At 67.4% G+C, this 20,313-nt stretch carries 21 protein-coding genes; 14 read left to right on the plus strand and 7 right to left on the minus strand.

Annotation, left to right across the window (positions count from 1 at the left end; translation table 11 throughout):
- Nucleotides 1-148 precede the first annotated feature (148 nt).
- Entirely contained in the window at nt 149-799 is a 651-nt protein-coding gene (locus IM708_RS01115; RefSeq protein ID WP_209424456.1) for a ribonuclease T, read from the minus strand.
- A 144-nt stretch (nt 800-943) separates the two neighbouring features.
- Between IM708_RS01115 and IM708_RS01120 the strand changes: the two genes are divergently transcribed.
- Together IM708_RS01120 and pheT are read left to right on the plus strand one after the other, a co-directional pair.
- Nucleotides 944-1,711 (plus strand): cell cycle transcriptional regulator TrcR, encoded by a 768-nt coding sequence (locus IM708_RS01120; protein WP_209424457.1) that lies wholly within the window; start codon nt 944-946, stop codon nt 1,709-1,711.
- Nucleotides 1,712-2,194: 483 nt separating this feature from the next.
- The gene (gene pheT / locus IM708_RS01125) at nt 2,195-4,612 is read left to right on the plus strand and encodes a phenylalanine--tRNA ligase subunit beta (protein WP_209424458.1); all 2,418 of its coding nucleotides are present in this window, start codon (nt 2,195-2,197) and stop codon (nt 4,610-4,612) included.
- Between the two features lie 4 nt (nt 4,613-4,616).
- On the opposite strand, the gene IM708_RS01130 is transcribed toward pheT, so the two are convergent.
- The 4 genes from IM708_RS01130 to trxA all read right to left on the minus strand — a co-directional run bounded on the left by IM708_RS01130 (nt 4,617) and on the right by trxA (nt 6,989).
- A complete protein-coding gene (locus IM708_RS01130; RefSeq protein ID WP_209424459.1) occupies nt 4,617-5,006 on the minus strand; it encodes a hypothetical protein in 390 nt (129 codons plus the stop codon).
- A 196-nt stretch (nt 5,007-5,202) separates the two neighbouring features.
- The gene (locus IM708_RS01135) at nt 5,203-5,358 is read right to left on the minus strand and encodes a Trm112 family protein (protein ID WP_209424599.1); all 156 of its coding nucleotides are present in this window, start codon (nt 5,356-5,358) and stop codon (nt 5,203-5,205) included.
- Between the two features lie 47 nt (nt 5,359-5,405).
- Nucleotides 5,406-6,056, minus strand: a complete 651-nt coding sequence (locus IM708_RS01140) for an LON peptidase substrate-binding domain-containing protein (RefSeq protein ID WP_209424460.1) — start codon at nt 6,054-6,056, stop codon at nt 5,406-5,408.
- Nucleotides 6,057-6,083: 27 nt separating this feature from the next.
- A complete protein-coding gene (gene trxA / locus IM708_RS01145; protein ID WP_209424600.1) occupies nt 6,084-6,989 on the minus strand; it encodes a thioredoxin in 906 nt (301 codons plus the stop codon).
- Nucleotides 6,990-7,166: 177 nt separating this feature from the next.
- Here trxA and IM708_RS01150 point away from each other — a divergent pair, with 177 nt between their 5' ends.
- The 8 genes from IM708_RS01150 (at nt 7,167) to IM708_RS01185 (ending at nt 14,356) form a co-directional block, all read left to right on the plus strand.
- Entirely contained in the window at nt 7,167-8,372 is a 1,206-nt protein-coding gene (locus IM708_RS01150) for an acetoin utilization protein AcuC (protein WP_209424601.1), read from the plus strand.
- Nucleotides 8,373-8,552: 180 nt separating this feature from the next.
- Nucleotides 8,553-8,939 (plus strand): succinate dehydrogenase, cytochrome b556 subunit, encoded by a 387-nt coding sequence (gene sdhC / locus IM708_RS01155; protein WP_209424461.1) that lies wholly within the window; start codon nt 8,553-8,555, stop codon nt 8,937-8,939.
- Between the two features lie 12 nt (nt 8,940-8,951).
- Nucleotides 8,952-9,332, plus strand: a complete 381-nt coding sequence (gene sdhD / locus IM708_RS01160; protein ID WP_209424462.1) for a succinate dehydrogenase, hydrophobic membrane anchor protein — start codon at nt 8,952-8,954, stop codon at nt 9,330-9,332.
- A 9-nt stretch (nt 9,333-9,341) separates the two neighbouring features.
- Nucleotides 9,342-11,147 (plus strand): succinate dehydrogenase flavoprotein subunit, encoded by a 1,806-nt coding sequence (sdhA, locus tag IM708_RS01165; RefSeq protein WP_209424463.1) that lies wholly within the window; start codon nt 9,342-9,344, stop codon nt 11,145-11,147.
- 11 nt (nt 11,148-11,158) lie between these two features.
- Nucleotides 11,159-11,938: a succinate dehydrogenase iron-sulfur subunit gene (locus tag IM708_RS01170; protein ID WP_209424464.1), complete on the plus strand. Its 780-nt coding sequence runs from the start codon at nt 11,159-11,161 to the stop codon at nt 11,936-11,938.
- 172 nt (nt 11,939-12,110) lie between these two features.
- On the plus strand, nt 12,111-12,575 hold the full coding sequence (locus IM708_RS01175; protein WP_209424465.1) for an Lrp/AsnC family transcriptional regulator: 465 nt from the start codon (nt 12,111-12,113) through the stop codon (nt 12,573-12,575).
- Nucleotides 12,576-12,659: 84 nt separating this feature from the next.
- Nucleotides 12,660-13,139 carry a hypothetical protein gene (locus IM708_RS01180; RefSeq protein ID WP_209424466.1) on the plus strand — a complete coding sequence of 160 codons (480 nt, stop codon included), beginning with the start codon at nt 12,660-12,662 and terminating at the stop codon, nt 13,137-13,139.
- A gap of 257 nt (nt 13,140-13,396) precedes the next feature.
- On the plus strand, nt 13,397-14,356 hold the full coding sequence (locus tag IM708_RS01185; protein ID WP_209424467.1) for a hypothetical protein: 960 nt from the start codon (nt 13,397-13,399) through the stop codon (nt 14,354-14,356).
- Here IM708_RS01185 and IM708_RS01190 read toward each other — a convergent pair.
- Together IM708_RS01190 and IM708_RS01195 are read right to left on the minus strand one after the other, a co-directional pair.
- Nucleotides 14,311-14,907: a thymidine kinase gene (locus IM708_RS01190; protein ID WP_209424468.1), complete on the minus strand. Its 597-nt coding sequence runs from the start codon at nt 14,905-14,907 to the stop codon at nt 14,311-14,313. The genes IM708_RS01185 and IM708_RS01190 overlap by 46 nt on opposite strands.
- 78 nt (nt 14,908-14,985) lie before the next feature.
- Nucleotides 14,986-15,414, minus strand: coding sequence for a peptidylprolyl isomerase (locus IM708_RS01195; RefSeq protein WP_209424469.1), 429 nt, complete (start codon nt 15,412-15,414; stop codon nt 14,986-14,988).
- A 320-nt stretch (nt 15,415-15,734) separates the two neighbouring features.
- On the opposite strand from IM708_RS01195, the gene mbhE reads away from it, so the two are divergent.
- From mbhE to IM708_RS01215, 4 genes are read left to right on the plus strand one after another with little or no spacing between them, the layout of a single operon-like run.
- The gene (mbhE, locus tag IM708_RS01200; protein ID WP_245242915.1) at nt 15,735-18,023 is read left to right on the plus strand and encodes a hydrogen gas-evolving membrane-bound hydrogenase subunit E; all 2,289 of its coding nucleotides are present in this window, start codon (nt 15,735-15,737) and stop codon (nt 18,021-18,023) included.
- Nucleotides 18,020-18,442 carry an MnhB domain-containing protein gene (locus IM708_RS01205; RefSeq protein ID WP_209424470.1) on the plus strand — a complete coding sequence of 141 codons (423 nt, stop codon included), beginning with the start codon at nt 18,020-18,022 and terminating at the stop codon, nt 18,440-18,442. Before mbhE ends, IM708_RS01205 begins: the two co-directional genes overlap by 4 nt.
- A gap of 1 nt (nt 18,443) precedes the next feature.
- Nucleotides 18,444-18,806 (plus strand): Na+/H+ antiporter subunit C, encoded by a 363-nt coding sequence (locus IM708_RS01210; RefSeq protein ID WP_209424471.1) that lies wholly within the window; start codon nt 18,444-18,446, stop codon nt 18,804-18,806.
- Nucleotides 18,803-20,305, plus strand: coding sequence for a Na+/H+ antiporter subunit D (locus IM708_RS01215; protein ID WP_245242916.1), 1,503 nt, complete (start codon nt 18,803-18,805; stop codon nt 20,303-20,305). Before IM708_RS01210 ends, IM708_RS01215 begins: the two co-directional genes overlap by 4 nt.
- Nucleotides 20,306-20,313: the final 8 nt, after the last annotated feature.

The raw sequence follows: 20,313 nt of genomic DNA on the forward strand, positions 1-20,313 counted from the left end.
GTCATGACCGTTCGATTGAATACCATTTTAAGGCGAACTGGCTGAGAGAACAACGCCCCGGAAGGATCAAAAACGCGTTGCGGCATCGCGGCAACAGTTTTCCGCTCATCGTGCTGCGGGGCGGCGCCGGAGGGTCGCGGCGCGAGGTTCAGCGCAGGCCGGGCATCCTGGCGGCGTCCAGCGAACATCCCCGCAAAATCAGGGCGTTATCGCAGGGGCGCGGGCGCAGGTCGCGCGTCAGGCACAGGCGCAACTCGACTATGGCATCTTGCCGGCAGGTTGTCAGCATCATCGTGTAGGTCAGGCCGGGATTGGCCTCGATGAAGGCGGCTTCGACGACATCGGGCGACAGCACGATTGTTTGATCGAGGGCGTCGAAGACCTGCGGCAGCGTCAGCCTTCCTGCGGCCGCGCGGGTCAGGGCGAAATAGTCCGCCGCGCTGAGCCCGGTGCAGCGGCCGTGCTTGTTCCACTGGTGCCCCGCCGAGCCGGAGGCGCCGTAAAGGTCGACCTGCGCCGCCGTTTCCCGGCGCGAGGGGTTGCGGTGCGCGGTGTCGCAGTATTCCGGCCAGGACCCGCCGGTGCGCTGCGGCCAAAGGCCGTGGACCGTCCAGCCGTGCCCGCTGTCCGGCGCGCAACGCGAGTCCTCGCGGGCGTCGCCTTCGAATTCGCAGAAGCTGGGCATCCAGGTCAGCGCCAGCAGGTAGTGGTCGAAACCGCGCTCTTCGGCGGCGGCGGGCGTCGCCCCGGCCAGAAGCAGGGCTGCGATCAGCGCGCGCAACAGCCGGGACGGGGCCATGTTTTCTCTTTCCTTGCGGAATTTCGGCCCTTATATACGCGCCATCCCCCGAAAGCGAGGATGCGCGGCCGCCGGCCCGCGGCCGGTGACCCCGGCGGGCGTCGCCGCATGCCCGCAGGACAGGAAGCGAGAAGGACCAAGACGATGGCAAAACCCCTGATGGCCAAGGCGACCGCGGTCTGGCTGGTGGACAATACGACGTTGAGTTTCAAGCAGATCGCCGATTTCTGCGGGCTGCACGACCTGGAGGTGCAGGGCATCGCCGATGGCGATGTGGCGGCCGGGGTCAAGGGGTTCGACCCGATCGCGCACAACCAGCTGGACGAGGTCGAGATCAAGAAGGGCGAGGCCGACCCGGCCTACACGCTGAAGCTGAAGTACAACCCCGCCGCCCAGGGCGAGGAAAAGCGCCGCGGCCCGCGCTACACGCCGCTGAGCAAGCGGCAGGACCGGCCCGCGGCGATCCTGTGGTTGATCAAGTTCCACCCCGAATTGGCCGATGCGCAGATCCGCAAGCTGGTCGGCACGACGAACCCGTCGATCCAGGCGATCCGGGAGCGAACGCATTGGAATATCAACAACATCCAGCCGATCGATCCCGTTGCGCTGGGCCTTTGCAAGCAGTCCGAACTGGATGGCGAGGTGCAGAAGGCGGCGAAGAAGAAAGCCGCCGAGGGTGGCGTGATGGACGACGACGCGCGGCGCCGCCTGGTGTCGACCGAGCAGTCGCTGGAAATGCCGGCCGAGCCGAAACTGCCCAGCAACATCGCCGGGCTGGAGAATTTCTCGATCTCGGACATGGCCGAGGAGAAGCGCGAGCGCGCCGATTATTCGGATGCCGAAAGCTTCTTCAACCTGCCCGACGAGGACGAGAAGGACGAGGACGAGGACGACACCGACCCGCGCGGCTGAGGCGCCCCGCGCCGCGCCGGCAGGGTGCTGGCGGGCGTATGGCAAGTGGCTGGCAAGCGTATGGCAAACGTATGGCAGTTCCGAACGGTGCGGCAGGGATCGCGTAAGGTTTGAGCCCGCGGGTTCGGGCTGTGGGAGAGGTAGGGAGGGGGGCGCTGCCCCCCTCTTGGCTGCGCCAATTCACCCCCCGGGATACTTTCGGACAGGAAAAGTATGGGGAGGTGGGGGTTGCCTGCCGTTCGCTGCGCAGCCTCTTTTCGCCGCGCGCGCAGCGCGCGGCGCCCGGCCCAACGCGAGGAAGGTTCGTGCGCGGAACGCGCACAGCCTGACGAGGGGCGGGAGAACTTCCGTCGGCTTTTCATTCGGTCGGGGTTTGCGCGGCTTTCCAAGGCCCGCCGATTGGGCTAATCGGGGCGCGGTCCGGCTGCGGGGAAGCTGCGGGCGCGTCTGCGGCGGGGCCGGCAGGGAATTTGGGGACAGGCGATGAAATTCACCCTCTCGTGGCTCAAGGACCATCTGGAAACGGAAGCGACGCTGGCCGAGATCGCCGAGGCGTTGACCGATCTGGGCCTCGAGGTCGAGGAGATCGACGACCCGGCCGAGCGGCTGGGCGCGTTTCGCATCGCGCGCATCCTGGAGGCGGCGCCGCACCCCGACGCCGACCGGCTGCGGCTTTGCCGGGTCGAGGTGCTGGACGAGTCGGGTGGCGCGGCCGAGGAGGTGCAGGTGGTCTGCGGCGCGCCGAATGCGCGCACCGGGCTGGTCGGGGTCTTCGCGCCGGTGGGCACGCATATCCCGGGCACCGGGGTGGATCTGAAGCCCGGCGTGATCCGGGGCCAAGAATCGAACGGCATGATGTGTTCCGAGCGCGAGCTGGAACTGTCCGACGACCACGAGGGGATCATCGACCTGCCGGGTGATGCGCCGCTGGGTGCGCGCTATGTCGACTATGCCGGGCTGAACGACCCGATGCTCTACATCAAGGTCACGCCCAACCGGCCCGACGCGCTGGGCGTGCGCGGCATTGCCCGCGATCTGGCGGCGCGCGGCCTGGGCACGTTGAAGCCGCTGTCCGTGGTGCCGGTGCCCGGCGTCTTCGCGAGCCCGCTTCGGGTCGAGATCGATCCGGCGCTGAAGGCGCGGGGCTGTCCGCATTTCGCCGGCCGGGTGATCCGCGGGATGACGAACGGGCCGTCGCCGGACTGGCTGCAGCGCCGGCTCAAGGCGATCGGGCTGAGGCCGATCTCGGCGCTGGTGGACATCACCAACTTCTTCACGTTCGGCCTCAACCGTCCGCTGCATGCCTTTGACATGGCGAAGGTTTCGGGCGACGTGCTGCGCATCCATCCGGCTGCGGGCGGCGAGGAGATCCTGACGCTCGACGGCCGCACCTACCGGTTGGCGCCGGGGATGATGGCGATCTCGGACCTGCGCGGGGTCGAGAGCATCGCCGGAATCATGGGCGGCGAGGAGACCGGCTGTACCGCGGCGACGACCAGCGTGTTCCTGGAATCGGCCTGGTGGGACCCGATCACGGTGGCGGCGACCGGGCGGGCGCTGAAGATCAATTCGGACGCCCGCTACCGGTTCGAGCGCGGTGTCGATCCGGAGTTCACGCTGCCGGGGCTGGAACTGGCGACGCGGATGGTGCTGGACCTGTGCGGCGGCGAGGCGTCGGATCTGGCGGAGGATGGCGCGCCGCTCGAGACCGCGCGGACCTATCGGTTCGAGCCGGACGCGATGCGGCGGCTGGTGGGGATGGACCTGCCCGAGGCCGAGCAACGCGCGATCCTGGAGGCGCTGGGCTTCCGTCTGGAGGGCGAGAGCGTGATGCCGCCGCCGTGGCGGCCAGATGTGCTGGGCGATGCCGATATCATCGAGGAAGTGGCGCGCGTGGCCTCGCTGACGCGGCTGGAGGGGCGGCCGCTGGCGCGTCCCGCCGGCGTGCCGGCGCCGATCCTGACGCCGGCGCAGAAGCGCGAGCGGCTGGCGCGGCGGACGCTGGCGGCGCTGGGCTATCATGAATGCGTGACCTACAGTTTCATCGACGCGCCGTCGGCCGCGGCCTTTGGCGGCGGCGGCGATGCCGTGCGGCTGGAGAACCCGATTTCCAGCGAGATGACGCATCTGCGCCCGGACCTGCTGCCCGGCCTGCTGGCGGCGGCGGCGCGCAACCAGGCGCGGGGTATCCCGGACCTGGCGCTGTTCGAGCTGGGACCGGTGTTTTCGGGCGGCCAGCCGGGCGAGCAGGCGATCCACGCGACGGGGTTGCTGGTCGGCCACGCCGGGCCGCGCGATCCGCACGGCAGCCGCCGGGCGGTCGACGCGTTCGACGCGCGCGCCGATGCCGAGGCGGTGCTGGCGGCGCTGGGCGCGCCGGCGCGGGTGCAGATCGACCGGCAGGTCGCCGGCTGGTTCCATCCCGGTCGCGCCGGTCGGCTGACGCTGGGTCCAAAACGGGGGCTGGCGGCCTTTGGCGAGGTGCATCCGCGGGTGCTGCGCAGCCACGGGATCAAGGGCGCGGCGGTCGCTTTCACGGTCGAACTGGCCGCGATCCCCGAGCCGCGCAAGTCCGAGGCGACGCGCCCGGCGCTGGCGATCAGCGACCTGCAGGCGGTGGAGCGCGACTTCGCCTTCGTGCTGGATGCGCGCATCGAGGCGCAGGTGGTGGCGCAGGCGGCGCAGGGCGCGGACAAGGCGCTGATCGAGAGCGTGCGGGTCTTCGACGAGTTCGCCGGCCCGAAGGCCGAGGCGCAGATGGGCGCGGGCCGCAAGTCGCTGGCGATCAGCGTGCGGCTGCAGCCGATGGAGCGCACGCTGACCGAGGAGGAGATCGAGGCGGTGAGCGCGAAGATCGTCGAGAAGGTGGCGAAGGCCACCGGCGGCAGCCTGCGCGGCTGAGGGGTCAGCCCTCCTCGGGGAACTGGGTGCGGCAGGCGGCGATCTGCGCATCGGCGATGCGGCGTTCGCGGGCGATGGCGTCCTCGAGGAGGGCGACGCGCGCGCGCTCGGCCCGCGGATCGATGGGGCGGCGGAATTCGCGCAGGGTGTCGACCCAGTCGACGCAGCTGTAGACCCTGCCCTCGCTGTCGCGGCACCAGGCGGGGCCGAGGCGCGGGACGATGCGCGTCTCAAGGGCATAGCCGCGGATCAGGTTGCCCTGACGTTCGGCCAGTTCCTCGGTGAGGAGGCGAACCTCGCGCTCTGCGCGCAGGACGCAGCGTTCGAGCGGGGTGCCGCAGGCGGCCAGAAGCGCGAGGGCGGCCAGCGCGGTGAGGGGGCGGAAGGCGGGCATCGGCGACTCCGTTCCGGGGTGAGTCGGAGTGTAGCAGCCCGCGCCCCGGGGTCCAGTGGCCAACGGCTGACCCGCGCCCGGGCGGCACGGGGCGGGTGGGTGGGCGTGACGTCCGGGCGCGGGTCGGGTCACGGCGGTTCGGGCGGGGGCGACTTGGGGTCGCAGGTCCTGCGGGCCTGCGCCGACGGTAGTGGCGTCAGACGTCGATTTCGCGCGCCTCGGAGGCCAGCATGATCGGGATGCCGTTACGGATCGGGAAGGCCAGGCGGGCGGTGCGCGAGATCAGTTCCTGCCGCTGGGCGTCGTAGCCGAGCCGGCCCTGGGTCACCGGGCAGACCAGCGCCTCGAGCATCTTGCGGTCGAAGGCGGGGCGGTCCGCGGGTGGGGGAGCGGCGTCGGTCACTGGATCTGGTCCTCGGGCGTGCCGCTCTGGCCGCGGAGGGTGAATTCCATCAGCGTGACCAACGTTTCGCGGCGGGTGGAGAGCGACGGCGCCTCGAGCAGGGCCTGCTTTTCCTCCGGCGCGAAGGGGCAGAGCATCGAGAGCGAGTTGATCAGCAGTTCGTCCTCGGCCTCTTTCAAGCTGCCCCAGTCGGTCGACAGGTCCACGGTGCGGAAATAGCGCACGAGAAGATCGAGGAAGGCCGGCTTGTCGAAGCCAGCGTCGGCCTCGGTCGGGCCGGTATCGCGTTCGAACCCGGCCCAGGAGACATGCGCGCGTCGATAGGGGGCGAAGCCCTCGACCTCGGCGGTCAGGCGAAAGCGCGAGACCCCGGATAAGGTGATCATGTAGCGCCCATCCTCGGTTTCCGAGAACGCGGTGAGCCGCCCGGCGCAGCCGATCGAATGCAGGCGCGGCGCCTCGCTGCCGGGCACGCTGCGCGGCTGGATCATGCCGATCAGCCGCTCGCGCGTTTTCAGGGAATCCTCGAGCATGGCGAGGTAGCGCGGCTCGAAGATATGCAGCGGCAACCGGGCGCGCGGCAGAAGCAGCGCCCCCGGAAGCGGGAAGATCGGGATCGTTTCGGGCAGGTCGCTGGCTTTGCTCATGGACCTACAGCTAATGCGCAGGGGCGTTCAGGCAAATATCATCGAACTGAGTCGGCGGCGGCCCTTCTGCGCAAGGGGATCGTTGGGTTTGAGCGCGTCGAAGACGGTGAGAAGCTGCGTCTTGGCGGCGCCGTCGTTCCAGTCGCGGTCACGGCGGAAGAGCTCCAGCAACTCGTCGATGGCGCCCGCCGCGTCGCCTCGGGCGTGCAGCGCCTGCGCCAGGTCGAAACGCGCCTGGTGGTCGTCGGGGTCGGCCTCGATCCGGGCGCGATAGTCCTCGACCGGGCCGGCGTTGGCGGCCTGGCGGGCGAGCGCCAGTTGCGCGCGCGCGGCTTCGAGTTCCTTGGCGGAGGCGATGGCGGCGGGGGCGTTGTTCAGGAGTGCCTCGGCCTGGTCAAGTTCGCCCATCGCGATATGAGCGCGGGCGAGGCCACCGAGGGCGGCGGGCTGTTCGGGCTCCTGCCCGAGGATCGCGGCGTAGAGCTGCGCCGCCTCGACCGCGGCGCCGTCGGTGAGCAGCCGCTCGGCCTCGTCCAGCACCTCGCCCAGACCGCCGTCGCCGGCCAGATCGGACAGCTTGTCGACGAAGGCCTTGAGTTCGGACGGCGCCAGCGCGCCCTGGAAGGCATCGACCGGGCGGCCCTGCCAGAAGGCGTAGACCGTGGGGATCGACTGGATGCGCAACTGCTGGGCGATCATCTGGTTTTCATCGACATTGACCTTGACCATGCGCACCTTGCCGCGCGCGGCGGTCACCGCGGCCTCCAGCGCCGGGCCCAGCGTCTTGCAGGGGCCGCACCAGGGGGCCCAGAAGTCGACGATGACCGGAACTTCCTGGCTGGCTTCGACGACATCGGCCATGAAGCTGGCCTCGGTCGTATCCTTGATGATCGGCGCGGCGGATGCGGCCTTGGGCTCGGACATTCCCAGCATGATGGTCCTCTCTGACATGACTTTGGCCCCTATATGCGCATGTGGGGCAAAAAGGCCAAGGGGGCGCTTGATCGACGGGGGGCAAACGATACCTTGCGCGCAACCGGGAAGGGAGGGCCGGATGCGCGCAGGTGTCGGTCATTGTCGTCGTCATCGCAGGGCCGGCGTGGTCCGGTGATGCAGGCGCCGGTCTTCATCGGGTCCGAGATCTATCGCCGCTCCAGCTACGGGGGACGGCACCCGCTGGCGATCGCGCGCGTGTCGACGGTGATGGATCTGGCGCGCGCGCTGGGCTGGCTGCCGGCGGGGCAGTACCGCACCAGCCCGCGCGCCAAGCCGGCGGCGCTGACCGCCTTTCACGCGCCCGCCTATGTCGCGGCGCTGGCGCGGGCCGAGGCCGAGGGCGCGGTCGACGCGGCGACGCGCGCGCGCCACGGGCTGGGCACCTTCGCGAATCCGGTCTTTCCCGAGATGTTCCGCCGCCCGGCGACCGGGGCGGGGGGCGTGATGCTGGCGGCCGACCTGGTGCGCGCGGGCGGCGTGGTGCATGTGCCGGGCGGCGGCACGCATCACGCGATGGCGGACCGGGCGAACGGGTTCTGCTATCTCAACGATCCGGTGCTGTGCATCCTGCGGCTGCGGGCGTTGGGAATGCGGCGCATCGCCTATGTCGATATCGATGCGCATCATTGCGACGGGGTCGAGGCGGGCCTGGGCGGCGCGGGCGACGTTCTGATGCTGTCCGTACACGAGGAGCGGCGGTGGCCGTTCACGGGTGCGCTGGGCGACGACGGCGGCGGCAACGCTTTCAACCTGCCGGTACCGCGCGAGTTTGGCGATGCCGGCATGGCGCGGGTGCGCGACCGCCTGATCCTGCCCGCGCTGGCGGCGTTCGAACCCGACGCGGTGGTCCTGCAGGCGGGCGCCGATGGGGTGAGCGAGGACCCGCTGTCGCGGCTGGCGCTGTCGAACGGGGCGCATGCGGCGATGGCGCTGGCGCTGCGCGCGATGACCCCGCGGCTGATCGTGCTGGGCGGCGGCGGCTATAACCCGTGGTCGGTGGCGCGCTGCTGGACGCGGATCTGGGGCGCGCTGAGCGGCCATGCGATCCCCGAGCGGTTGCCGCCCGAGGCCGCGGCGGTGCTGGAGGCGCTGGTCTGGCCGGGCCGCGCGGCCGGCCGCGCCCCGCCCGCCGAATGGAAGACGACGCTGGCCGATCCGCCGCGTCCAGGGGCGGTGACGCAAGAGCTGGAGGGTCGCATCCAGGTGCTGCGGGCGCGGCTGCCGCGGACGCTGGCGCGCATGGCCGACACGGCTGCGGCGGCGAAAGGCGCCGGCGCCCACGATCCGCGTGCGCGGGTGGCAAGCGGTTCTGCGGGTTAGCGATTATTTGTGATCACTGAATTATTCACAGTGATCACAAAGGAAGGAATCCCTATCCGTAGTGTCGCAGCCCGCGCAGAAATCGGCAATCCGGGCGTGACTCGGCCGGAAAATGCGTTATTCATTCCGTCGAAGCCGGTGGGGCATCTGGTCCCGCCTGCCACACGAAAGGGACCGATCATGGCTGACGTGAACCGGGGCAACCGGCCGCTTTCCCCGCATCTGCAGGTCTACCGCCTTCCACTGACCGCGAAGATGTCGATCCTGCACCGGATCACGGGTGCCGGGCTGACGCTGGGCGCGTTGCTGGTCGCCTGGCAGTTCATCGCGGCGGCGATCGGGCCGGGGTATTCGGATTTCGTCGACGGGCTGCTGGCTTCGATCCTGGGGCAGCTGATCCTGATCGGAAGCCTCTGGGCGCTTTGCTACCATGCGCTGAACGGCATCCGGCACCTGTGGTGGGACATCGGGCGCGGGTTCGACCTGGAGTTCACCGAGAAAGCGAACTACGTCGTCCTTGGCGGATCGGTCGTGCTAACGCTGATCTTCATCCTGGCGATCTGGTAAAGGGGGGCGACGATGGGCTACCGGACCGATTATGCACGCGTTCAGAACCTCGGCGCCGCACATGAAGGCGTTGGCCACTGGTGGGGGCAGCGGATCTCGTCGCTGGCGCTGATCCCGCTGACGCCGCTTTTCGTCATCCCCTTTGGCCGCGCGCTGGGCGGCGGGTACGAGGCGATCCTCGCCACCTATTCCGGCTGGGGGAACGCGCTTGTCGCCGTGGCGTTCCTGCTGGTCGGCTTCTGGCATCTGGCGCAGGGGCTGCAGGTGGTGGTCGAGGATTACGTCCCGCAAAAGGGCCCGCGCATGGGGCTGCTGCTGGGCAACACGCTGCTTTGCGGGGCCTTCGCGCTCGCCGGTGTTTTCGCCATCCTGACCATCCTGTTGCGCGCCTGAGGATACTCCATGCCTGCATATGAAATCGAAGAACATTCCTATGACGTGGTCGTGGTCGGTGCCGGCGGCGCCGGGCTGCGCGCGACGCTGGGCATGGCCGAACAGGGGCTGAAGACCGCCTGCGTGACAAAGGTCTTTCCGACCCGGTCGCACACGGTCGCGGCCCAGGGCGGCATCGCCGCGTCGCTGTCCAACATGGGTCCCGACCACTGGCAGTGGCACATGTACGACACCGTCAAGGGATCGGACTGGCTGGGCGATACGGATGCCATGGAATACCTGGCCCGCGAGGCGCCGAAGGCGGTCTACGAGCTGGAGCATTACGGCGTGCCGTTTTCGCGGACCGAGGATGGCAAGATCTATCAGCGCCCCTTTGGCGGGCACACGACCGAATTCGGCGAAGGCCCGCCCGTGCAGCGCACTTGCGCCGCCGCCGACCGGACTGGGCACGCGATCCTGCACACGCTTTATGGCCGGTCGCTGAAGGAAAAGGCCGAGTTCTACATCGAGTATTTCGCCACCGACCTGCTGATGGACGAGGACGGCGGCTGCGTCGGCGTGCTGGCGTGGAAGCTGGATGACGGCACGCTGCACCAGTTCAACGCAAAGGTCGTGGTGCTGGCGACCGGCGGCTACGGGCGCGCCTATTTCAGCGCCACCTCGGCGCATACCTGCACGGGTGACGGCAACGGCATGGTGGCGCGGGCGGGCTTGCCGCTTCAGGACATGGAATTCGTGCAGTTCCACCCGACCGGCATCTACGGCGCCGGCTGCCTGATCACCGAAGGCGCGCGCGGCGAGGGCGGCTATCTGACCAACTCCGAGGGCGAGCGGTTTATGGAACGCTACGCGCCGACCTACAAGGACCTGGCCAGCCGCGACGTCGTCAGCCGCTGCATGACGATGGAGATCCGCGAGGGCAGGGGGGTCGGCCCGGACAAGGACCATATCCACCTGCACCTGAACCACCTGCCGCCCGAAACGCTGCATCTGCGCCTGCCCGGCATTTCGGAATCGGCCCGGGTCTTTGCCGGGGTGGACGTGAACAAGGAGCCGATCCCGGTCCTCCCGACGGTGCACTACAACATGGGCGGCATCCCCACCAACTACTGGGGCGAGGTGCTGAACCCCGATGCCGAGAACCCGACCCGCCTGGCCCCTGGGCTGATGGCGGTGGGCGAGGCGGCCTGTGCCTCGGTCCACGGGGCCAACCGTTTGGGGTCGAACTCGCTCATCGATCTGGTGGTCTTTGGCCGCGCCGCGGCGATCCGCGCGGGGCAGGTCGTCGACCGCGACAGCGCCATTCCGCGCGCATCGAAAGCCGCGGTCGACAAGGCGCTGGAGCGTTTCGACCGGACCCGCAACGCCAATGGTGCGGTGCCCACCGCCGATCTGCGGCTGGAGATGCAGAAGGCCATGCAAGAGGACGCCGCCGTCTTCCGCACCGACAAGACCCTGGCCGAGGGGTGCAAGAAGATGGAGGCGGTCGCCGCCAAGATGGCCGACATCAAGGTCACCGACCGCTCGCTGATCTGGAACACCGACCTGATGGAGACGCTGGAGTTGGAGAACCTGATGCCCAACGCGCTGACCACCATCGTCTCGGCCGAGGCGCGCAAGGAAAGCCGCGGCGCCCACGCGCACGAGGATTACCCCGACCGCGACGACGCCAACTGGCGCAAGCACACGCTCGCCTGGGTCGAGGGCACCAAGGTGCGGCTGGACTACCGCCCGGTCGTCACCGACCCGCTGACCACGGCCGATCAGGGTGGGATCGACCTGAAGAAGATCGCGCCCAAGGCCCGTGTTTACTGAGGAATGGATCGATGGTTCAACTGACCCTGCCGAAGAACAGCCAGATGCGCACCGGCAAGACCTGGCCGAAGCCCGAGGGGGCGACAAATCTGCGGACCTTCCGCATCTATCGCTGGAGCCCGGACGACGGCGAGAACCCGCGGGTCGACACCTATTTCGTCGACATGGACAATTGCGGGCCGATGGTTCTGGACGCGCTGATCAAGATCAAGAACGAGATCGACCCGACGCTGACCTTCAGGCGGTCCTGCCGCGAGGGGATTTGCGGATCCTGCGCGATGAACATCGACGGCGGCAACCATCTTGCCTGCATCTTCGGCATGGACGAGGTGAAGGGTGACGTGAATATCTACCCGCTGCCTCACATGCCGGTGGTCAAGGACCTGGTGCCGGATCTGACGCATTTCTATGCCCAGCACGCCTCGATCCAGCCGTGGCTGGAGACGAAGTCGAACACGCCGGCGAAGGAATGGCGCCAGTCGATCGAGGATCGCGAGAAGCTCGACGGACTCTATGAATGCGTGATGTGCGCCTGCTGCTCGACCGCGTGCCCCAGCTACTGGTGGAACGGCGACCGCTACCTGGGCCCGGCCGCGTTGCTGCATGCCTATCGCTGGATCATCGACAGCCGCGACGAGGCGACGGGCGAGCGGCTGGACGATCTGCACGATCCGTTCAAGCTTTATCGCTGCCACACGATCATGAACTGCACGAAGACTTGCCCGAAGGGTTTGAACCCGGCGAAGGCGATCGCGCAGATCAAGAAGCTGATGGTCGAACGGGTGGTCTAAGGCGCCTTTTTCGGAGGGTCGGCAAAGTCGCTGTCGCCGTCTTCAGCGTCTGGGTCTGGCCGCTCGTTTCTTCCTTGCAAGTCCAACTGCACCGCGGTGCAAGGGAACCGGCGCGGCGGCTTGCTCGTTGTTCCGGACGGCGCTAGTGCTGAGGCGCCCTTTGGAGTGATAGATGCCTGCCCATGATCTCGATCCGCTGGACCGCAAGATCCTTGCCGAACTGCAGCAGGATGCGGGCCAGTCGCTGGACGAGATCGCGCGCAAGGTCGGGTCGAGCAAGACGCCGGTTTGGAACCGGATCCGGAAGCTGCGCGACGCCGGGGTGATCGGCCGCCAGACCGTGCTGCTGGATCCCGACGCGCTGGGGCTGGAGGCGTGCTTTTTCGTGCTGATCCGCACGTCGGAGCACGAGGCCGACTGGCAGGATCGCTTTCTGCGCTCCGTCCGCGCCCGGCCCGAGGTGCTGGAGGCGCACCGCCTCGCCGGAGAGATCGACTACATCCTGAAGGTGCGCGTGCAGAACGCGCGGGCCTATGATGTGTTTTACCAGGCCCTGATACGGGATGTGCGTATCTATAACGTCACCGCGCTGCTATCGATGGAGGAGATCAAGGCCACGACCATCCTGCCGGTATGAGCGCCGGACGGTGGCTTGGGGCCGCTGCGGCCGAGTACGGCAAACGGAACGCCAGGAACGTCAACCCAGATAAAGGAGTCCGCTATGCTGCGCCCCCTCATGAAGTCCCTCACTGCCCTTACGGTCCTCGGCTTGCCGGTGGTTGCGTTGCCGGCGTCAGCCCAGCAGGCAGGTGGTCCCGCCGCGACCCTGACATCCGAGCGAATCCAGACCTGCCTGGACGATCGTCTGGCCGAGGGGTGCGCGACGGTTCTGGTGCGGCTTCTGGTTTGCGAAAGGGCGCCGGACATGGAGGGATGCGCGGCTGTCAATGACGCGGCGGCGGCGGCGGATGACGAGGAGAACGGCGACACCGAAGATCAGGCCAGCGCGGAAGAGAACGACAGCGCGGACGAAAACGATACTGCCGACGAGAGTGATACCTCGGATGAGAGCAGTGAGTCCGAAAGTGCCGGGGACGATGAGATCGACGACGCGATCGATGTCGACGTCAAGGCCGAGGGCGAACTCGCCGATGAGGCCGACGGCGCGGAAGACGCGACGGACGACGAAGAGGAAGACTGATCGCGCGGCCGGTCGTGGAAAGTGCTCGCATGCGAGCGCTTTCCCAAGTGGTTGATTTGGTGAGAGAAATCAGTCGCGTTAATCGCAGTGAAACTTTCTCCGGACGGGTTGTCTGGGCCGGTTTGAGGATGTTCGACAGTCCCGCCCATACGTTCCTGCCCGGTTGATCACCAGTATTCGGCGCGAGTTTCCGGGCCTGCGGCGGGTCTGTCTGGACAAAGCCGCGCCGCCCTGTAGCCTGTCCGGCGGAGGCAGGCATGGGTGGAATGCTCGACTACTGCGCCCGGCACGGGCGGGGCGTTCTGGTTGCCGGTCTGGTGGCCGGGATCGCGCTGGGCATTGCGGCGCCGTCGGTCGCCGAAGCCGGTCGGGCGCTGATCGCGCCGATGGTCGTGCTGCTGCTGTTCCTCGCGGTCCTGAGACTGGGCCCCGAAGGGGTGCGTGCAGGCCTGCGCGGGATCGGAAGCGCGCTGGGCGTGACGCTGGTGCTGCAACTGCTGCTACCGGTGGTCGCGGCGCTGGCCTTACTGCTTCTGGGATGGCACGGCGCGGCGGCGCTGGGCGTCGTGCTGGTCCTGTGCGCCGCGCCGCTGACCGGCTGTCCGAACATCGCCATCATGTCCGGTGGCGACCCGGTGCCGGCGTTGCGTCAACTGGTGCTGGGCACGACGTTTCTGCCGCTGACGGTGATCCCGGTCTTCGCGCTGGTTCCGGCCTTTGGGGAGCCGGCTCAGGTTGCCGCGATCGTCCTTCGATTGCTGGGTGTGATCGCCCTGGCGGGGGGCCTTGCGCTGTTCCTGCGTTTGCGTGGCGTGGTGCCGGGTCACGATCGGGCGCTGCGGCGGATGGACGGATTGGCCTCGCTGATCCTGGGTGTCGTCGTGGTGGCGATCATGGGGGCGGTCGGCCCGGCCCTGGCGGACGGGGGAAGCGTCTGGGGCCTGCTGGCGCTGGCCATGGCGCTCAACTTCGGTCTTCAGGCGGGGGTGGCGTTGCTGGCGCGGGCGGCTGGGTCTGACAGCGCGGCTGCGCCGCTGGGGATCGTCGCGGGCAATCGCAACATCGCCCTTTTCCTGTCGGTCCTGCCGGCGTCGCTGGCCGATGAACTGCTGCTTTTCATCGGGCTCTACCAGATCCCGATGTACCTGACGCCGCTGGTCATGACGCGCTTCTACCGCTGGCTTGCCGGGCGGCCGTCCATCGCCGCGCGCCAGTGACGGCGGCAGAGCGAGACATAAGTCTCGTTCCCGCCGATCTGCACCTGCGCGCCGTCCTTCGCCGGTTCCCCGTCCGGTCCCAGCCTGACGACCATCGTCGCCTTCCGGCCGCAATGGCAGATCGTGCGGACTTCGCGCATCTCGTCCGCGAGCGCCAGCAGCGCGGCGGAGCCCGGAAACAGCTCTCCCCGGAAATCGACGCGCAGACCGTAGCACATGACTGGGACGGACAGGTCATCGACAGCGCGCGCAAGCTGCCAGACCTGGTCACGCGTCAGGAATTGCGCCTCGTCGACGAACACGCAGGCGACGGGGCCTTCGGCCTGCCGTTCGGCGACACGGTTGAAAAGGTCATCGTCGGGGCTGAAGGTATCCGCAGGCTCGTCGATGCCGATGCGCGAGGCTATGCGGCCCATGCCGGCCCGACGGTCGAGCCGGGCGGTCAGCAGATAGGGGATCATGCCCCGTTCGCGATAGTTATGCGCGGCTTGCAACAGGATCGTCGACTTGCCGGCATTCATCGTCGAATAATGGAAGTGCAGCTTGGCCATGGCGTGGCTCTAGCCGCAGTTCGCCGCACGCGCAACGGCGGGCGGACCCCCGTTGCGCATGCCCGCGGGGCGGAGGTTTCAGCCGATCGCCACGACCTCGACCGCGAAGGTCAGATCCTTGCCGGCCAGCGGATGGTTGGCGTCCAGCACGACCGTCGACTCGTCGGCTTCGGCGACGACGACCGGCATCGCGTTGCCGTCGGGGGTCTGCATCTGCAGCATGGTGCCGGGGTCCAGCGGAATATGCTCGGGGATCTGTTCGCGCGGGACGGCCTGGCGCGCCTCGGGCTGGTAGTCGCCGTAGGCGTCCTCGGACGGGATGGTGACGGTCTTCTGCTCGCCGACCGCCATGCCTTCGACGGCGGCGTCGAGCCCGGGGATGATCTGCCCGGCGCCGACCGTGAAGGAGAGGGGGTCGCGCCCGTCGGAACTGTCGAAGACCGATCCGTCGCTGAGCGTGCCGGTGTAGTGTAGCTGGACGGTATCGCCCGCCTTTGCCTGGGTCATGGAAACCTCGTGATCGGGGGTGAATGGCCGGAGGGGTGCTGTACGCGCCGGTTGCTCCGCTGTGCGAGGCCATCGTAACCAAACATGCTGCAACTGAAAACCCCGTCGCCGGCAGGTCTTCATGAGGGTTTGTTCGGATTGGTTGACCCTTCCGTGAACGGGCAAACGCGCATCGTCAGGCAAGGAAGGATCGCTTTCCGGTCGGTTGGGCGTTGCGAAATCCCGCTCAAGATGGGAAACAAAGTTCTCCGGCACGATGGGTCGGGTGCGCCGGACTGGGTGCAACATCAATAAAAAGGCGAAACAGCCGGGACGGGGAGATGGCGGAACATTCGGACGCGAACGCGCCTTGGGTGAATCTTGCGGGGATGGCGACCGTCGCGCTGACGGCGGCATTGTTCGCCTTTTTCCTGCAGTACCTGCCGGTCGTCGCGGCGGGATCACCCGTACAATGGAGCTGGAACTGGATTCCCAGCCTGCAGATCAACCTGTCGTTCTGGCTGGACGGGCTGAGCCTGATGTTCGCGCTGCTGATCACCGGAATCGGCGCGTTCGTGATGCTTTATGCCGCGCGCTATCTGGCGGGGCATCCGCAGTACAACCGCTTCGCGCTCTATCTGTTCAGCTTCATGCTGTCGATGCTGGGACTGGTGCTGGCCGATAACCTGATCGCGATCTTCGTCTTCTGGGAACTCACGACCTTCACCTCGTACCTGCTGATCGGCTTTTCGCATACCGATCCGAAGTCGCGCCGCAACGCGCTGCAGGCGCTGCTACTGACGGCGGCGGGGGGGCTTGCGCTGCTGGCGGGCTTCATCCTGATCGGCGTCACGCAGGGCACGTTCGAGATGTCCGAGCTGAATGCCGCGGGCAGCATGGCGGAGCAACCCTATTACCTGGGCATCCTGATCCTGGTGCTGCTGGGCGCCTTCACCAAGTCGGCGCAGGTGCCGTTCCATTTCTGGTTGCCGAATGCGATGGCGGCGCCGACGCCGGTTTCGGCCTATCTGCACTCGGCCACGATGGTGAAGGGGGGGGTCTATCTGCTGGCACGGATGCATCCCAGCCTGTCGGGTACCGATGTCTGGGTCTGGGTGCTGACGATCTTCGGGGCGGTCACGGCGGTCTTTGCGTCCTTCATGGCGCTCCGGCAGATCGACCTGAAGCAGACGCTGGCCTACACGACGCTGATGGCATTGGGTACGCTGGTGATGTTCCTGGCCGGGTCCACCGGGTATGCGATCACCGCGGCAATGACGTTTCTGATAGTGCATTCGCTTTACAAGGCGTGCCTCTTCCTGACCATCGGCGTGATCGACCACGCGACCGGCACCCGCGACGCCGATGTTCTGGGCGGGCTGGCGCGGGCCATGCCGATCACGGCGATGATGGCGTTGCTGGCGGGGCTGGCGATGGCCGGCATCCCGCCCTTCCTGGGCTTCATCGCCAAGGAGGTCGCCTATGCCGGCGGGCTGAGCATGGCGCTGACGGTCTTCGTGGTGCTGATGTCGCTGGCGGCCTTCGCGCTGATGTTCGCGGTGGCGGCGATCGTGGCTTACCGCCCCTTCTTCGGCCCGCAGGGCGCGCTGCCGCGCAAACCGCACGAGGGGCCCTGGCCGATGCTGATCGGCCCCGCGACGCTGGCGGTGTTGGGGCTTCTGGCCGGCCTCATGCCCGGGGTCACCGCCTACTATCTGGTCGAACCGGCGGTGGCCGCAGTGATGAGCGCGCCGGATACGGGTGGGCGGTTGAAGCTCTGGGCCGGGTTCAACCTGCCATTGGTCCTGAGCCTTGCGACCTTCGCGCTGGGGTTCGTGCTCTACTGGTTCCACCAGGATCTGCGCGCGCTTCTGGCGCGGATCGAGGCGCGCGGCCCCAACCTCGATGCCGGCTGGGACCGGATGCTGGAGCGCTTCATGGACTTCGCCAAGCTGCAGACGCGGGTGATCCAGACCGGCGTGATGCATCAGTACCTTTTCGCCACGTTCACGGTCCTGGCGCTGGCGATCGTGGTGCCGATGGTGCTGCGACCGGTGGGCGGGATGACGCTAACCTTTGCGGGGCTGAGCTTTCTTGAATGGGGTATCGGCTTCCTGATCTGTGCGGGCACCGTGCTGGTGCTGCTGACCTCCTCGCGGATCGTGGCGCTGACCGGGCTGGGTGTCGTCGGCATCGGCGTGGCGCTGATCTTCATCGTCTACTCGGCTCCCGATGTCGCAATCACGCAGCTGCTGGTCGAATTGCTGGTCGTGGTGCTTTTGGCGGTGGCGCTGCTGAAGATGCCGCATCTCGACCCCGACAACCGGCAGGTTCATCGCCCGATGGATGCGATCCTGGCACTGGTCGTCGGCGGGCTGACCGCGGCTGTGCTGCTGCTGGTGGTCGAAACCCCCTTCGACCGGCGCCTGACCGATTTCTTCGAGGGCGCCAGTTGGATGGAGGCGTTCGGGCGCAACATCGTCAACGTCATCCTGGTCGATTTCCGCACGCTGGACACCTTCGGCGAGATCGCGGTCGTGATCATCGCCGCGCTGGGGGCGTTCGCCCTGCTCAAGGGCGGCTTGAAGCGCGGGGCCGAGGGTGAGGCGGAGAAGGAGGACAGCAAATGAACTCCATCATCTTCACCGCGGGCGCCCGGATCCTGGTGGCGCTGCTGCTGGTCTTTTCGCTGTTCATGTTGCTGCGCGGACACCATCTGCCCGGCGGCGGCTTCATCGGCGGGCTGATCGGCGCGATCGCGTTCATCGTCTATGCGCTGGCCTGCGGGTCGGCCGAGGCGCGCACGGCGCTGCGCGTCAGCCCTGAGGGGCTGGCAATGGTGGGTCTGGGCGTGGCGCTGCTGGCGGGACTTGTGTCCTTCGTCTTCGGTGATCCGTTCTTCACCGGGCAATGGTACTGGGTCGGCGGCGACAGCTACGAGACCGCTGCCTTTTCCATCAACTCGGTGCTGGTCTTCGATATCGGCGTCTATCTGGTGGTCCTCGGCGGAATCCTCTCGATCGCCTTCGCCTTCGAGGAGGAGACCTGAGATGGAAACGCTCACCGCCCTGATCATCGGCGTTCTGGTCGCCGCCTCGGTCTACCTGATGCTGGCGCGCAATTTCATGCGCTTTCTTTTCGGGCTGATCCTGCTGTCGAACGCCGCGAACCTGACCATCTTCGCTTCGGGGCGGATGACGCCGGGCGCACCCGCGCTTGTCCCCTACGGAGAGGACACGCCCCTTGGCGTGGTCGGCAACGCCCTGCCGCAGGCACTGGTGCTGACCGCCATCGTCATCGGCTTCGGGCTGCTCGCCTTCACCCTGGCGCTGGCCTTCGAGGCCTATCGCCGCCTGCGCACGATGGACAGCGACAAGATGCGATACGCCGAACCGAAGGAGGAGCGTGAATGATGAGCTGGCTTCTGGTCATGCCCATCGCCATCCCCTTCGCCACGGCGGTCGTGGCGTATCTGATGCGCATGTCCGATGCGGGGCGTTGGATTTCGCTGGCGGGTTCGGCTTTGTCGCTGCTCGCCTCGGCGGCGCTGATGGTCGCGGTGCTGGAGCGCGGCGTGGTCGCCGCGCAGATGTCGAGCTGGGACGCGCCCTTCGGGATCACGCTGGTGGTGGATTACCTGGGTGCGGTGATGGTGGTGATCACCGCCATCACCGGGCTGGCGACCGCCATCTACGCCCTCGGCGAGATCCCCGCGCGGCTGGAGAAGCTGGGCTATCACGCGCTGTTCCAGACCTTGATCGCCGGCGTGACCGGTGCGTTCATGACCGGCGACGTCTTCAACCTCTATGTCTGGTTCGAGGTCATGCTGATCTCGTCCTTCGGGCTCTTGGTGCTGGGCGGATCGCGCGAGCAGCTGGACGCGGGGATCAAGTATGTCGCGCTGAACCTGGTCTCGACCCTGGTCTTCCTGTCGGGGATCGGGCTGCTTTATGGCGTGACCGGCACGCTGAACATGGCCGACCTGCGCGACGCGGTGGCGAATGCCGAGAACCAGGGCCTGATCACCGTCATCGCGATGATGTTCATGGTCGGCTTCGGGGTGAAGGCCGCGGTCTTTCCGTTGTTCTTCTGGCTGCCCGCGTCCTACCACACGCCCAGCTTCGCGGTCTCGGCGGTGTTCGCGGGGCTGCTGACCAAGGTCGGTGTCTACGCCCTGATGCGGATGTTCACGCTGGTCTTCGTGGGCGACATCGGCTTCACGCATGAGATCCTGATCTGGGTCTCGGCGCTGACCATGCTGACGGGGGTTCTGGGGGCGGCGGCGCAGACCGATTTCCGCAAGATCCTCAGCTTCCACATCATCAGCCAGATCGGCTACATGACGCTGGGGTTGGCCCTTTACACGCCGCTGGCGCTGATGGGCGGCGTCTTCTATCTGGTGCACCACATCATCGTGAAGGCGAATCTGTTCCTAGTCGCCGGTGTGGCGAACAAGCTGGCCGGGCATACCGACCTCAACCGCATCGGCGGGCTTTACAAATCCTCGCCGCTGCTGGCCGCGCTGTTCGTCATCCCGGCGTTTTCGCTTGCCGGTTTCCCGCCGTTGTCGGGCTTCTGGGCGAAGTACCTGATCGTCAAGGCGGCGATCGAACTGGACAACTGGCTCATCGCCTTCGTCGCGCTGTTCGTCGGTCTGCTCACGATCTTCTCGATGACCAAGATCTGGGGCATGGCGTTCTGGAAACCGCATCCAGACGGGATCGACCCGACGCCCGACCGCGTGCCCGACAAGGTGCGCATCCCGATGATGATCCCGATCGGCGGGCTGGCGGCGATGACCATCCTCATCGGTTTCTACCCCGAACCCTTCGTGCAGTTCGCCGAGGTGGCGGCAGCGCAGTTGCTGGACCCGACGGACTATGTCGAGACCGTGCTGGGGGCGCGACCATGAAAACGTCC

Origin of the sequence: Pararhodobacter sp. SW119 (assembly GCF_017811755.1) — a bacterium.
Taxonomy (GTDB): Bacteria; Pseudomonadota; Alphaproteobacteria; order Rhodobacterales; family Rhodobacteraceae; genus Pararhodobacter.